The sequence below is a fragment of the Methylobacterium sp. Leaf99 genome (genome assembly GCF_001422375.1).
In the GTDB taxonomy this organism is placed as follows: domain Bacteria; phylum Pseudomonadota; class Alphaproteobacteria; order Rhizobiales; family Beijerinckiaceae; genus Methylobacterium.
This window is the reverse complement of sequence record NZ_LMMU01000007.1, coordinates 353,231-367,012: the sequence shown is the minus strand read 5'-3', so window position 1 is coordinate 367,012 and position 13,782 is coordinate 353,231. Positions and strand designations below refer to the sequence as shown.

Here is a 13,782-nt window from a genome sequence, read left to right as displayed (position 1 = left end):
ATCATGGGGCGCCTCCTCGTACCGGCCCTGGTCCTGGCCTTCGCGGCCCTGTTCCTGCGCAGCTACAGCCTGCCGCCCGCCCCCGACCGCCGTGGCGGCACGGTGATCGTCCTCGACTGGCCGAACCGGCCGCTCTTCGGAAGCCCGCGCGGCGATTGCCTCGGACGGCCCGATTCGGAAATCCCCATCGCCTGCCTCATCGGCTCGGTTGCCCGGTCGCGGGAGGGGATCGTGCTCGCGAGCCTGCCGTTCTGCGTGACCTGCCACGACTGGTCGCAGCGCCTCGCCGCCCTCGGCCGCGATCCCAGGGCCGTCGCGGCGGCCCAGGCGCGGATCAGTCGCTTCGGCTGGTAGGGGCGTCCGGCGCTCCGGCCGCGCGGGCGCCCTTGCGGCCCTGCGCCCAGGTCCGTCGGGCGAGCATCCGGCTCATCCGGGCCCGCAGGCCTTCGAGCCTCCGGGCGAGGCCGAACAGCCGGTCGCCCCCCGGCGCCGCGATCAGGACATGCGCCAGGGGCATCCGTTCGGCCCAGAACGTCTCGGCGAGGCGGAAATCCGGGGGCGCGCAGGAATCGGCACCGTCGAGGGCGGCGTCGGCGATGAGGCTCCGCGTCAGGTGATGGAGCAGCTGCGCGCCGGGGGAGTCGCGGGCCTCCGCCTCCAGGAAGGAGATCTTCAGGCACCACGCCCGTGCGCCGCCGACGAAGGTAACCGCGCTCGCCAGGGTCGTCCCGTCGCGGCGCAGGCGGTCGATGCGCACCCGGCCGAGGGCGCCGAAGGCGGCCACGGACGCGTGCAGGAACGCGCTCTCCCCGGGGGCGTCGCCGATGGCGGTGCCGGCCCGGCCCTTCCAGCCGGAGCCTTCGAGGGCGATGTAGTCGTCGAGGGCGGCGCGGAGATCGGCCGGATCGCGGACGGTCTCGAAGATCAGGGGGGCGAGGCGCTCGGCCGATTGGCGCAGGCGCCGGCGCCGGCGGGGCGAGAGGTGGTCGAGATAGGCGGCGCGCTCGGGGCCCGTGCGATCCGACAGGTCGAGGACCGCCCGGGCATGCTCCCAGAACTCCGCGCGGGCGAGGCCGTGGCGCCGGCAGGCCCGTGCCAGGAGGTCGGCGAAAGGCCCGTTCGTCGGAACGTAGGGCAGCATCAGGCGGGGACCGGCGAGGCGAGCGGCCCCGCGCAGGAGGCCGTCGAGGGCCCGGTCCGGGGCCTCGGGATCGAGCAGGGGAACGCCGAAGACGCCAAAGCCGTGCATCCACCCCAGGGTGAGGCGCAAGGGAACGCCCCAGCGGCCGCGCCCGCGCCGGCACGGCCACACGGCGGCGAGGCGCAGGCCCGGCTCCTCCGGCGGCCGGTCGCCGACGAGGAGGATGTCCACCCCGTCCCCGAAGGCGTCGAGCGCCGCCAGGGCGAAGTCGGGGTCGTAGAACAGGTTCTCGACGAAGGGTCGCCGGCTCAGGTCACGCCAGGCCGGCAGCCACGGGGCCGCCGGATCGAGGGCGCGCAGGGCGGCGACGCCACCGTCGGCCAGTCGCACCACGGGGCCGTGACCGGGCGCGCGCATCAGGCCGCGCGCCGGCGCCGGAGCAGGCCGGCGACCCCGAGGATGTCGAAGCGCCACGCCATGGCGCCGACGCCGAGCCCGAGGAGGGCGAGTTCGACGGCGACGGACGTGGCCGTGCGTCCGGCGCCCGACGCCTCGATCCACGCGATGGCGATCCGGCAGGCGAGGGCGGTGGCTCCGATGGTCGCGACATCGCGCCAGGGCACCGGCATGCGCAGGCCGGTGCGGTCGCCGAAGACGAAGACGAGGCAGGCCAGCGCCTGTCCGAGTACCACGGCGATGGCCGCCCCGGTGATGCCGTAGGGTGGGATCAGCACGGCCGAGAGGCCGCTAATGGCGACCAGGAGGGTGACGGAGGCGACGGCATCGAGGCGGCTCGACGCCGAGAAGTAGATGATCTGCCCGAAATAGTACGACCGCAGCATCAGGAAGACGCTGGCGGCCACGAGCAGGGGCGCGACGCCGAGGGCGGCGGCCCGGTAGTCGGGCCCGAGCAGCACGGCGACGACGAGGTCGTCGAAGGCGAGGAAGAACACAGCCCCGAAGGCCGCGATGAGGGCCATCAGGCGGGCGGCCCCTTCGAGGACGGGCCGGGCGGCCGCCATCCCGCCGTCACGGGCCTCGCGCTTGGCGATGGAGACGAGGGCCAGGGCGATGCTGTCGCCGAACACGACGAAGCTCTGGCGCAGGAAGTCCGAGAAGGCCCCGTAGGCGCCGAGTTCGGCCACGCCGACGCTCTGGCCGATGATGAGACGGTCGATGGTCTGGGCCAGGGCCGCGGCGGCGAAGGACAGGACCAGGGGCCAGCCATAGGCGACGAGGCGACGGGCCTCCGCCCAGCTGCCGCGCCCGCGCAGGAGCGATCCGAGGGCGGCGAGGGGCGGCACGGCCGCCAGCACGTTGGCGAGCGCCGTGGCGAGGAGCAGATCGACGGCGTGGCCGGTGAGGAGAAGGACGCCGCTGCCGAGGCCGAGGACGAGGACGGCGCGCAGGACGATGGCGGAGGCGACCGCGCCGACTTCGAGACGGGTGCGGGCGATCTCGCAGGCCCCCTCGAACACCATCATGCCGAGGACCGCCGCCACGATGGCGGCGGCGGCGGCGGGCGCGACGATCCCGAGCCAGGCGCCGAGGGCGGCGGCCAGGGCGGCGAGCCCGATCATCGCCCCGAGGAGGCGCACCACCGTACCGACCTGATCCGGCGCGCGGGCCTCGTCGTAGAGGGCGAAGAATGAGAATTTCGGCCACTGGCAGGTGGCGCCGTAGAGGACCAGGGCCCAGGACAGGATCAGCAGGTAGCCGCCATAGGCCTCCGCCGGGGCGAGCCGGGTGAAGACCGCGAGGGACGCCATGTTGAGGGCCGCGGCCACCCCGCGCGAGCCGACATAGGTCAGGGTGTGGCGGGCGATCAAAGCCGGGCCGCCGGGGGCGGGTCACGTCCCGGACCGAGGGGGGATCGCGTCGCGTTCACGTGCAACTTTCGCTTGAGTCCGCGCCGCCGCCCCTTGGCCGAGGCGGTGGCAAAGACCTAGCATGCGGCCGTTGCCGAGGCGTCAACACGGCCGGGGCCCTCAGCCGAAGGGGGTCCCTTTCGCGGTCCGGCTTCGCTACACAGCCGGGTGCGAGCGCCGATCCGGTGCGCCCGCGGGAAGGGAGACGGCCGGTCACATGCAGGATTCGTCGCGATCCGATCCCGCGTCCCCCCTCGTCGATCCCGACGTGCACGTGGAGAGCTTTCGCCAGGCGCGCGAAGCGCGACGTCTGGAGCTGGTGGAGGATTACGTCGAACTCATCGCCGATCTCATCGGCGACGGCGGCGAGGCACGCCAGGTCGACATCGCCGCCCGCCTCGGCGTGGCCCAACCCACCGTGGCCAAGATGCTCAAGCGCCTCGTCGAGGATGGCTTCGTCCAGCAGCGGCCCTATCGCGGCGTGTTCCTCACGGCGGCCGGCCAGGCCCTCGCCGTCCAGAGCCGCGAGCGCCACCGCATCGTCGAGAAATTCCTGTGCGCCCTCGGGGTCAGCGCCGAGACGGCCCGGCGCGATGCCGAGGGCATCGAGCACCATGTGAGCGCCGAGACCCTCGAAGCCTTCCGGCTGTTTTCGGAAAGCAAATCCTAGGCATCCACCCCGGGCCGCCACGGCCCGATCGCCGTCGCCCGCCCGCCATCGACCAGGATCTCGGCCGGCAGCGGGTGACTGAGAAAACCCGTCGGGCTCGCGGTGAGGCCGTAGGCGCCCGATTGCAGCACGGCGACGAGGTCGCCGGCGGCGAGGTCGGGCAGGGGAGCGGCGCGGGCCAGCATGTCGAGGGGCGTACAGAGGGGCCCGACCACGGCGGCGGGCGTGCGCACGGAATCCGCGGGCTCCACGACGGCGACCACCGGATAGTCGCGCTTGACGATCTGTCCGAGGTTGCCCGAGGCGGCGAGGTGATGGTGCATGCCGCCATCCGTGATCACGAAGCGCTGCCCGCGCGAGATCTTCACCGCCCGCACCCGCGCCACGTAGAGGCCGGCGGGCCCGACGAGATAGCGTCCCGGCTCCAGGACGATGCGGGCGCCGGCGAGGCCGGCATCGGCGTCGACCGTCGCCCGCAGGGCCGGGATGCCGGCGTGGATCGCGTCGAGGTCGAGGGCCGCGTCCCCGGCAAAGTACGGGATGCCGAGGCCGCCGCCGAGATCGACGGTGTCGAGGGGGCGCCCGATCCGTGCGGCGGCCCGGGACGCCAGTCGCAAACCGTAGGCCCATTGCCCGAGGAGCACGGCCGCCGACAGCCCCTGCGTTCCGGCGAAGAGGTGGAGGCCGGTCAGGCGCAGGTGCGGCTCGGCCGCGACCCGGTCGACGACGGCGTCGAGTTCTTCCTCGTCGAAGCCGAAGGGCGAGGGCTTGCCCCCCATCCGCATGGCGCCGCCCTGGGCGTCCGGCCCCGGATTGACCCGGATCGCCACGGCCGCGCGCCGCCCGTGACGCGCGGCGGCGGCGGCGACCCGCGCCATCTCCTCGATATTCTCCAGGTGGATCTCGCCGATGCCGCCGGCCACGACCCGGTCGAGATCGGCGTCGCTCTTGCCCGGCCCGGCGAACAGGATCTTTTGCGGCGCGACGCCAGCGGCCAGGGCCGCGGCGAACTCGGCGCCCGAGGCGATCTCGGCGCCGGCGCCCTCGTCGGCGAACACGCGGATCACCGCCGGGCACGGGTTGGCCTTGACGGAGTAGTCCACCGTCGCGAAGCCCGCGACGGCCCGCGACAGGGCGCGGTAGGCCCGGCGCATGAGGGCGGCGTCGTAGACGAAGAGGGGCGTGCCGTGGGTCCGGGCGAGGTCGGCCAGAGCGAGGCCGCCGACGCGGATCGCCCCGTCCAGGCGGGAAAAGTTTTCCGCGATCAGGCGTCGGGCGAGGTCGTCGGCCTCAGGCATCCCGGCGCTCCGCGGCGAGGCGCTTGTAATCGACCTTGCCGTTGGGGGTGACGGCAAGCGACGCCACCGCCTCGACGGAGCGGGGCACCAGGTGCGGCGCCAGGGTCTCGCGCAGGGACCGGAGGGCCGCCTCCGGCGTCGGGCCGCCCTCGGCGGGGATGACGACGGCGTGGATGCGCTGCCCGAGGCTCGCGTCGGGCAGGCCGATGACCGCGACGGCCCGGAAGGCGCCCGTCGCCATCAGGGCCGCCTCGACCTCGCCCGGGCTGACGCGAAACCCCGACGTCTTGATCATGGCGTCGTCGCGCCCGACGAAGGTGAAGTAGCCGGCCTCGTCCTCGACCACGATGTCGCCCGAGCGGCACAGGGGCGGGCCGCCGGGGGCGCGGGGATCGGGCACGAGCACCCGGGCGGTGTCCTCGGGCCGGTTCCAGTAGCCGAGGGACACGGTGGGGCCGCGATGCATCAGGATGCCGGGCTCGCCCGGCCGCGTGCGCCGGCCGTCGGCGGCGACGGCGAAAATCTCGGTCTCCGGGATGGCGCGCCCCATGGAGCCGGGCCGGGCGTCGAGCTCGCCGGGGGGAAGCCAGGTCGAGCGAAACGCTTCCGTGAGCCCGTACATCAGGACGATGTCGGTCCGCGGCAGGGCGCGGCGCAGGCGCGCGACGGTCTCCACGGGCACGGCGCCGCCGGAATTGGTGAGGTAGCGCAGGCTCGCCAGATCGGCCGTGGCCAGACGGGGGGCCGCCCGCGTCAGGAGGGTCCACAGGGTCGGCACCCCGGCGAGCCCGGTGATCCCGTGGGTCTCGATGGCGCGCACCACCTCGTCGCCGAACCGGACATCGAGGAGGACGAGGCGGGCGCCCTGCTCGACGGCGGTGAGGAGCTGGTTCAGGCCGTAATCGAAGGCGAGGGGCAGCACCGACAGGATGCGCTCGTCCGGCGTGAGGCCCAGGTAGGTCCGAACGATGCGGGTGCCGGCGAGGAGGTTGGCGTGGGAGAGCATCACCCCCTTGGGCAAACCCGTCGAGCCCGAGGTGTAGAGGATCGCCGCGAGATCGGTCGGCGGAGCGGGTCCGTCCCGGCGCTCCAGGGTGAGGAGCAGGAGGGCATCCTCGCTCCCCGGCGCCTCGAATTCCACCGCGAGGCTCTCGCCCAGGGTGGCGCGGAGGTGGGCGTCGGTCACCAGGGCGCGCGCGCCGCAATCCTCGACGATGTGGCGCACCTGGGCCGGGCGCAGGCTCGGATGGATGGGCACGAAGGCGCCGCCGGCCCGCGCGACGGCGAACAGGGCCACGCATTCGCCGATGGATTTCGGCAGCCAGACCGCGACCCGGTCGCCCGGCTCGATGCCGGCCCCGATCAACCGGTCCGCCAGGGCCGCGACGCGGGTGCGGAAGCCGGAATAGGTCAGGTGCTCCGCGCCGGCCACGAGGGCGATGCGGTCGCCGGCCGGCCCGTCGAGCAGGTCCCGGACGTGCGTCGGCGCGCTCATGGGGTCCTCATGGCGTCAGGCTTGGTGCCGCTTCGACACGACGTAGGCCGCCAGGGCGTCGATGCTCTCGAAATGTTCGACGGCGAACGCGTCCTCTTCGATCTCGAAGCCGAAGCGGTCGCCGAGCTCCATCATCAGGTCGAGGACGCCGATGGAATCGAGGGCGTCGCTGGTCACCAGGGAAGTCTGCCCGGTGACGGCTTCCGGCGCGAGGCCGGGACTGCGCCCGAGGATGAAGGCGCGGATCGCCGCACGTGCGTCGTCGAGCGACGCACCGTCCTGTGTCTCGACCAAGGTTCCCACTCCACCGGACGTCCGCCGGGACGCGAGCCGCGCTGACAGCCCTCCCGACGCAAGCCGCGCTTAAGCCATGGGGGGCGCGCCTGTCCATGCGCCCGCGGCGGTTCGACGACGGGGGCTCAGGCCGGCTCCGCCTCCACGGCCGGGGCGTGCTCGGGCATCGGCTCGCCGTCCGGTACCACGTCGACCTCGACCTTCAGCTTCTGCGCGCCGGAGGAGGAGACGATCCCGTCGATGGGCGAGACGTCGGTGTAGTCGCGCCCGCGCGCCACGACGATGTGGTCGTCGCACATGCCGATTCCGTTGGTGGGGTCGAGGCCGATCCAGCCCTCGCCGCACCAGACCGAGACCCAGGCGTGGCTGGCATCCGCCCCGCGCAGGCGCGGGCGTCCCACGGGGGGAATCGTCCGGAGATAGCCGCTGACATAGGCGGCCGGAATACCGAGGCCGCGCAGGCCCGCGATCATGATGTGGGCAAAATCCTGGCAGACGCCCGCCCGCAGGGCGAAGGATTCGGCCAGGGGCGTCCGCACGGAGGTCGCCTTGGCATCGAACCGGAAATCGGCCCGGATGCGCAGCATGAGGTCGAAGGCGCCGCCAAAGGCGCTGCGTCCGGGCGGGAAGCTCGCGCGCGCGTAGTCCGTCACCTCGGGAGCGAGGGGCACGCGGATGCTCGGAAACAGGTAGTGCACCGGCGCGTCGGGGGCGAGGGACCGCCGGGCCAGGGCGTCGTCGCGCACCCGCTCCCAGGACGGGCCGGATTCGGGATCGGGCAGGGGCGGGCGCTCGACGAGGACCCGCGACAGCGATTCCACGCGCAGCTCCGTGTGGGGCGTGTCGATGGTCACCGCCACCACGTCGAGGCCGAAATAGTCGCGGCGCACCACGCGCTGGCGCGGCTCGGGCGAGATCGCGAGGATACTCTCCAGGACCGTCTGGCCCTCGCCGTCCGTCGGCCGCAGCCGCAGGCCGCAGCGGGCGAACGGCACGGGCCGGGCATAGCGGTAGGTGGTGAGGTGGCGCAGCGTGTAGATCACCCGAGACCCACGAGCTTTTCCGGCCGCAGGGCGTGCGGGCCATTGGGGAAGTAGCGGGTCGCGATGGCGTCGGCCAGGTGCTCGAACTCGTTCTCCAGGCGCGCCAGGGCAGCTCCGTCGAACTCGGACGCTTCGCCCGTGGCGAACTCCGCGGCCAGCTTGGCGGCGAGGCGCTGGTGCGGCTCGGGCAGGCCGTCGACCCTCAGGACCGGCAGGCTGGCGAGATGGCGCTCGATGGCCTCGACCTGGAAGGCGACGGAGCGGGGATTGAACGGATCGAGGAGCACCATGTCGCGCACGGGATCGAGGGCGGCCCCCTGCATGTAGCGCGCGCCGAAGGCGATGTGCGAATCGCAGAGCGACAGCATCACGCCGAGATCCTCGGCGGTGGCGCCGTCGCCGACGAAGCGCGTCGCGAAGGCGCAGGTGTTGATCACCCGCTCGATGCGCCGCCCGAGATCGACGAAGTGCCAGCCGGCCGTGCGGTTCATGTTCTCCTGGGCCAGCCCCGCCAGGGCGGCGATGAGGCCCAGTGCCCGCTCGGCGACGCCGACGAGTTCGGCCTCGGAATAGGCCCGCTCCGTGCCGATATCGAGGATGTCCTTGAGGTCGGCGAGCACCCGCCAGGCCTCGCCCGAGAGGCGTTCGCGCAGGATCGCGGCGTTGCTCCGCGCGGAGAGGCCGTGGCTGAGGGCCGAGCCGTAGACCTCGCGCCCGCTCAGGGCTTCCCGGGCCAGGGCGGCGGTGGGCAGGTCCGGGGCGGAGATGGCACCCCATTCGTCGAGGAGGGCCCGGATGCGCAGGGAGGTCGGCGAGTTGGCGTCGCCGGGCAGGTCGGTGATGACGGCGGCGCCGACGCTGCCGAGATGCGCGATCACGAGGCGGATCACCGCCTCCGCCCGCTCGACGTAGCGGCCGAACCAGAACAGGTTGTCGGCGGCCCGCGAGGGCAGGTGGCCGGCGATCCGCCGGACCTTCTGGGCGGCCGGCTGGATCAGGGGGACCGACTCGACGGGCCCGTCGGACAGAATCCACACGTCGGCGGCCTTGATGCCGGCGCGCATCTCGATGGGATCGACGTCGGCGCGCTCCGAGATGCGGCAGAAGCCGCCCGGCATCACCCGCCAGCCGTCCGGCGTCAGGGCGGCGAACACCCGCAGGGCGAAGGGACGGGGCACGAGGCGCAGGGCGCCGCCGGTCCGGTCCCAGCCGGGCGTGGTCGCCAGGGGGGCACGCTCCTGGGCGACGTAGTCGAACGGCCGGTCGCGCAGGGCCGCGACCACGCGTTCGCGGTCGGCCCCGAAGGCGAGGGGTCCCATGATCGCATCGCGGGCCATGCCCTTGGGCGGCGTCGCCACGGGCCGCAGGGTCAGGGCGTCCAGGTTGTCGCGCACATGGGCGAGGCTGTCGGGATCGCCGCACCACCACGTGCGTGGGCCCGACAGCCGCGGCTCGCCCCCGAGGACCCGCTTGGCGATGCCCGGGAGGTAGGCGGCGAGGGCGCCCGATTCGAGGATGCCGGAGCCCGGCATGTTGCCGACGACGAGACTGGCGTTGCGCAGGCCCTCGATGAGGCCGGGCACGCCGAGGCGGGAGGCGGGGTTCAGTTCGAGGGGATCGACGTAGTCGGAATCGATGCGCCGCCACAGGACGTCGGCCCGCTTCAGGCCCGACACGGTGCGGACGTGCAGGGCCCCGTCCTGCATCACGAGGTCGTCGCCCTCGACGAGGAGCAGGCCGAGATAGCGGGCGAGGACCGCCTGCTCGACATAGGTCGAGCTGAACGGCCCGGAGGTGAGGAGGCAGATGCGCGGGTCGCTGCGCTGCGCGCCGAGCGCCAGCCCCTGCCGGAAGGCCTGGAAGAAGGGGGCCAAGCGCTCGACGTGGAGATCGGTGTAGAGATCCGGGAAGGCGCGGGTCAGCACCATCCGGTTCTCCAGGGCATAGCCCGGACCGGAGGGGGACTGGGTGCGGTCGGCCAGGACCTGCCAGCGCCCGTCGGGCCCGCGCGTGACGTCCGCGGCGTAGAGCTTGAGGAAGCGCCCGCCCGGCGGCGCGATCCCGGCGACGGGCCGCATGAATTCCGGGCTCCCGGCAACGACGGCGGCCGGGAGCAGCCCGTCGGCCACGAGGCGGCCGGGGCCGTAGATGTCGGCGAGGATCGCCTCCATCAGTTCGGCGCGCTCGACGATGCCGGCACTCAGATCCTGCCAGTCGGCCGCCTCCACCACGAAGGGGAGGGAGCCCAGCGGCCAGGCGTGATCGCGCTTGTCGCCGTAGATCCGGTACGAGATGCCGGTGTCGCGGATGTGGCGCACGGCCGAGACGAAGCGGGCGGCGATGTCCACTTCGGTGAGGTCGCCGAGGCGGTCGAGAACCCGCGTCCAGGCCGCGCGCGGCGTGCCCGACGCGTCCATGAACGCGTCGGGCACGCCCGGATGCGGCCGGTAGCCGGAGGTCCAGCGCGCCAGCCGTTCCGCCCGCCCGGAGACCTCCGCCTCGGCCGCATCACTCATCGCGGGCCCGGGCTCCGCAGATCGAGGGTCATGGGGAACTCGCGATTGGTCTCTTCCACCGGCATCTCGATCCTGCCGGCGGTGTGGCCGTGGGCCTGGAAGCGGGCGAGGCGGCGCCCCTCCGCCTCGTAGGTGTTGACCGGGAAGGTCTCGTAGTTGCGCCCGCCCGGATGGCTGACGTGATAGCGGCAGCCGCCGAGGGACCGCCCGCTCCAGGCATCGAGGATGTCGATGGTGAGGGGCGCGTGCGCGGGAATCGTCGGGTGCAGCGACGAGGCCGGTTGCCACGCCTTGAACCGCAGGCCCGCCACCGCCTCGCCGGAGACGCCGGTGCCGGTCATCGGCAGGCGGCGGCCGTTGCAGGCGATCACGTGCCGGCCGGGGACGAAGCCCTCGACCTTCACCTGCAGCCGCTCCACGGAACTGTCGACGTAGCGCACGGTCCCCCCGATGGCCCCTTCTTCACCCAGCACGTGCCAGGGCTCCAGGGCCTGGCGCAGCTCCAGCTTCACGCCGCCATGCTCCACGGTTCCGAACACCGGAAAGCGGAACTCGCGCTGCGCGACGAAGGCGGCGGGGTCGAAGTCGTAGCCGGCGGCCCGGAGATCCTCCAGCACGCCGAGGAAGTCGGCCCACAGGAAGTGGGGCAGCATGAAGCGATCGTGCAGGCCCGTGCCCCAGCGGACACAGCCGCCCTCCTGCGGCTCGCGCCAGAGCCACGCCACGATGGCGCGCAGCAGCAATTGCTGCGCGAGGCTCATGCGCGGGTCCGGCGGCATCTCGAAGGAGCGGAATTCGAGGAGCCCGAGGCGGCCCGTCGGGCCGTCCGGCGAGTAGAGCTTGTCGATGCAGATCTCGGAGCGGTGGGTGTTGCCCGTCACGTCCACGAGGATGTTGCGGAAGATGCGGTCCACCAGCCAGCGCGGGATGTTGGGCTCGTCGGGCTTCGGCACCTGCGCCATGGCGATTTCGAGCTCGTAGAGCCCGTCGTGGCGCGCCTCGTCCATGCGCGGGGCCTGGCTCGTCGGACCGATATAGAGGCCGGCGAACAGGTAGGACATGGCCGGATGGCGCTGCCAGTACAGCACCAGGCTCTTCAGGAGGTCCGGCCGGCGCAGGAACGGCGAGTCGTTGGGCGTCGCGCCGCCGAGCACCACGTGATTGCCGCCGCCGGTTCCCGTGTGGCGGCCGTCGGTCATGAACTTCTGCGCGCCGAGGCGGATCTGGCGGGCATCCTCGTAGAGCTCGGTGGTGATGGTCACCGCGTTGCGCCAGGACGGGGCCGGGTGGACGTTGACCTCGATGACGCCGGGGTCCGGCGTGACCTTGATCACGTTCATGCGCGGGTCGAAGGGCGGCTCGTAGCCCTCGATGTGCACGGCCTGCTTCAGCGCCGCCGCCGCCGCTTCGAGGTGGCCGAGGAGTTCGAGGTACTCGTCCACCCGCTGCAGGGGCGGCATGAACACGTGGAGCACGCCGTCGCGCGGCTCGACCGCGAAGGCCGTGCGGACGGCGACCCCGGTGACGCCCGAACCGTTGACCGTCTCCGTGCCCGGATGGCCCTCGGGCAGGGCATCGCGCTCTTCGAGGGGGTCCTGCGGCTGGTAGTAGGGATAGTTCGCGGACGGCACGTAGGGCAGGGACGACAGGGGGAGCCGGTAGCCGACGGGGGAATCCCCGGGGGTGAGGAAGGCGTGGCCGCGGCGGAAGTCCCAGGCCTCCGAGATCCAGACCCGATCCGCCGCCCCATCCTCGCCGAGGGGCAGGCTCGCCAGGGGAAGGGCGTAACCGGCGGCCTCGCCCAGACCGCGCTCGAACACCCGCGCCATCCGGGCATTGGTCTCGGGGTTCGGGAACATCGGTTCCGAGGTGGTGACGTTCACCGGCAGCTCGTCGCGCCTCTCGGTCCAGTAGACCGGGTCTTCGAAGGCGGGGAACACGTAGGGGCCGAGGCCGAGGCGCGCGGCGACGCCGTCGATGAGGGCCTTGGCCTGGGTCGAATTGGCGGTGCGCGGGCCGTCCTCGGCGGCGATGAGGCCGGCATCCTTCCACACGGGCACGCCGTCGCGGCGCCAGTACAGGGCGAAGGCCCAGCGCGGCAGGCTCTCGCCCGGATACCACTTGCCCTGGCCGTAATGCAGCATGCCGCCGGGCGCGAAGCGGGTGCGCAGGCGGCGGATGAGCTTGTCGGCGAGGCCCCGCTTGGTCGGTCCCACGGCAGCGGCGTTCCATTCGGCCGATTCGAAATCGTCGATGGACACGAAGGTGGGTTCGCCGCCCATGGTCAGGCGCACGTCCTGTTCGGCGAGGTCCACGTCGATGCGGTCGCCCAGGGCGTCCATGGCCTCCCAGACCTCGTCGGAGAACGGCTTGGTGATGCGCGGGGCCTCGGCCACGCGGGTCACGGTCATCTCGAAGCCGAATTCGACCTCGGCCGGCTCGGCGAGACCGGAAATGGGCGCCGCCGAGTTGTAGTGCGGCGTCGCGGCCAGCGGAATGTGGCCCTCGCCGCAGAGGAGGCCGGAGGTGGCGTCGAGGCCGATCCAGCCGGCGCCGGGCAGGTAGACCTCGGCCCAGGCGTGCAGATCGGTGAAATCGGTGGCGGTGCCGACGGGGCCGTCGACGGCGGTGGTGTCGGGAACGAGCTGGATGAGGTAGCCGGACACGAAGCGGGCGGCCATCCCGAGGCGGCGCAGGATCTGCACCATCAGCCACGCCGAGTCGCGGCACGAGCCGCTCTTCAGGGTCAGGGTCTCGGCCGCGGTCTGAACGCCCGGCTCCATGCGGACGCCGTAGGTGATCTCGCCCGCCACCTGGGCGTTCAACGCCACGAGGAACAGCACCGTGTTCGGCTCGGCCGGCAGGCGGGTGAGGAAGTCGTCGACCTCGGGCGCCATGGCGTCGTCGAGGACGAGGTAGGGCTTGAGCTCCGCCGTGAGGTCGTCGGCATAGGTGAAGCCCCGCGCCTGGGCGTAGTCCTCGACGAAGAAGTCGAACGGGTTGATCACCGACATGTCGGCGGTGAGATCGACCTCGATCTTCAACTCGCGGGTCTTCTCCGGAAAGATCAGCCGGGCGAGCCAGTTGCCGTTGGGGTCCTGCTGCCAGTTGATGAAGTGATTCTCGGGCAGGACCTTCAGGGAGTAGGCCGGCACGGCCGTGCGCGTATGCGGCGCCGGCCGCAGGCGGATCACCTGCGGACCCAGCGCGATCGGCCGGTCGTAGGTGTAGTGCGTGACGTGGTGCAGGGCGGCTTTGATCGACACGGGGACTCCCGCAGTACCAGGGCGTGGAGCCGCGTGGGCGATGGGACGCCCGGTGCGGCTGCGAGGGGCCGGGCCACCGCCCTGCGGTGCACCCGGGGATGCAGTGTTCCAGCCATACGCCAACGGTCTCCCGCGGGCGATGGGGTCGGTGATGGTGCGCCGTCGCGTCGGGCTCGTGGCGCGAAAGCACC

Annotated in this window: 10 protein-coding genes; 2 read left to right on the top strand and 8 right to left on the bottom strand. The window is 72.8% G+C overall.

Annotated features, from left to right (window positions below):
- The first annotated feature begins 3 nt into the window (after positions 1-3).
- Positions 4-354, top strand: a complete 351-nt coding sequence (locus tag ASF28_RS12620; protein ID WP_056092859.1) for a hypothetical protein — start codon at positions 4-6, stop codon at positions 352-354.
- On the opposite strand, the gene ASF28_RS12615 is transcribed toward ASF28_RS12620, so the two are convergent.
- Together ASF28_RS12615 and ASF28_RS12610 are read right to left on the bottom strand one after the other, a co-directional pair.
- A complete protein-coding gene (locus ASF28_RS12615) occupies positions 335-1,558 on the bottom strand; it encodes a GNAT family N-acetyltransferase (protein WP_056092856.1) in 1,224 nt (407 codons plus the stop codon). The genes ASF28_RS12620 and ASF28_RS12615 overlap by 20 nt on opposite strands.
- Positions 1,558-2,970, bottom strand: a complete 1,413-nt coding sequence (locus ASF28_RS12610; protein ID WP_056092853.1) for a lipopolysaccharide biosynthesis protein — start codon at positions 2,968-2,970, stop codon at positions 1,558-1,560. Before ASF28_RS12610 ends, ASF28_RS12615 begins: the two co-directional genes overlap by 1 nt.
- A 256-nt stretch (positions 2,971-3,226) precedes the next feature.
- On the opposite strand from ASF28_RS12610, the gene mntR reads away from it, so the two are divergent.
- Positions 3,227-3,679, top strand: coding sequence for a manganese-binding transcriptional regulator MntR (mntR, locus tag ASF28_RS12605; protein ID WP_056092849.1), 453 nt, complete (start codon positions 3,227-3,229; stop codon positions 3,677-3,679).
- Here mntR and ASF28_RS12600 read toward each other — a convergent pair.
- The 6 genes from ASF28_RS12600 to ASF28_RS12575 form a co-directional block, all read right to left on the bottom strand.
- A complete protein-coding gene (locus tag ASF28_RS12600) occupies positions 3,676-4,977 on the bottom strand; it encodes an alanine racemase (RefSeq protein ID WP_056092847.1) in 1,302 nt (433 codons plus the stop codon). The two genes, mntR and ASF28_RS12600, sit on opposite strands and share 4 nt — an antisense overlap.
- Positions 4,970-6,472 carry an AMP-binding protein gene (locus ASF28_RS12595; protein ID WP_056092843.1) on the bottom strand — a complete coding sequence of 501 codons (1,503 nt, stop codon included), beginning with the start codon at positions 6,470-6,472 and terminating at the stop codon, positions 4,970-4,972. The genes ASF28_RS12600 and ASF28_RS12595 overlap by 8 nt, the downstream gene beginning before the upstream one ends.
- A 15-nt stretch (positions 6,473-6,487) precedes the next feature.
- On the bottom strand, positions 6,488-6,766 hold the full coding sequence (locus tag ASF28_RS12590; protein ID WP_056092841.1) for an acyl carrier protein: 279 nt from the start codon (positions 6,764-6,766) through the stop codon (positions 6,488-6,490).
- A 125-nt stretch (positions 6,767-6,891) separates the two neighbouring features.
- Positions 6,892-7,809 (bottom strand): transglutaminase family protein, encoded by a 918-nt coding sequence (locus ASF28_RS12585; protein WP_056092837.1) that lies wholly within the window; start codon positions 7,807-7,809, stop codon positions 6,892-6,894.
- Positions 7,806-10,325 (bottom strand): circularly permuted type 2 ATP-grasp protein, encoded by a 2,520-nt coding sequence (locus tag ASF28_RS12580; protein ID WP_056092834.1) that lies wholly within the window; start codon positions 10,323-10,325, stop codon positions 7,806-7,808. Before ASF28_RS12580 ends, ASF28_RS12585 begins: the two co-directional genes overlap by 4 nt.
- On the bottom strand, positions 10,322-13,591 hold the full coding sequence (locus ASF28_RS12575) for a transglutaminase family protein (RefSeq protein ID WP_082476536.1): 3,270 nt from the start codon (positions 13,589-13,591) through the stop codon (positions 10,322-10,324). The genes ASF28_RS12580 and ASF28_RS12575 overlap by 4 nt, the downstream gene beginning before the upstream one ends.
- Positions 13,592-13,782 lie beyond the last annotated feature (191 nt).

Bases quoted from the DNA above. Each gene is read 5' to 3' on its own strand.
- ASF28_RS12620 (WP_056092859.1), top strand. From the start codon at position 4: ATGGGGCGCCTCCTCGTACCGGCCCTGGTCCTGGCCTTCGCGGCCCTG.
- ASF28_RS12615 (WP_056092856.1), bottom strand. From the start codon at position 1,558: ATGCGCGCGCCCGGTCACGGCCCCGTGGTGCGACTGGCCGACGGTGGC.
- mntR (WP_056092849.1), top strand. From the start codon at position 3,227: ATGCAGGATTCGTCGCGATCCGATCCCGCGTCCCCCCTCGTCGATCCC.
- ASF28_RS12600 (WP_056092847.1), bottom strand. From the start codon at position 4,977: ATGCCTGAGGCCGACGACCTCGCCCGACGCCTGATCGCGGAAAACTTT.
- ASF28_RS12595 (WP_056092843.1), bottom strand. From the start codon at position 6,472: ATGAGCGCGCCGACGCACGTCCGGGACCTGCTCGACGGGCCGGCCGGC.
- ASF28_RS12580 (WP_056092834.1), bottom strand. From the start codon at position 10,325: ATGAGTGATGCGGCCGAGGCGGAGGTCTCCGGGCGGGCGGAACGGCTG.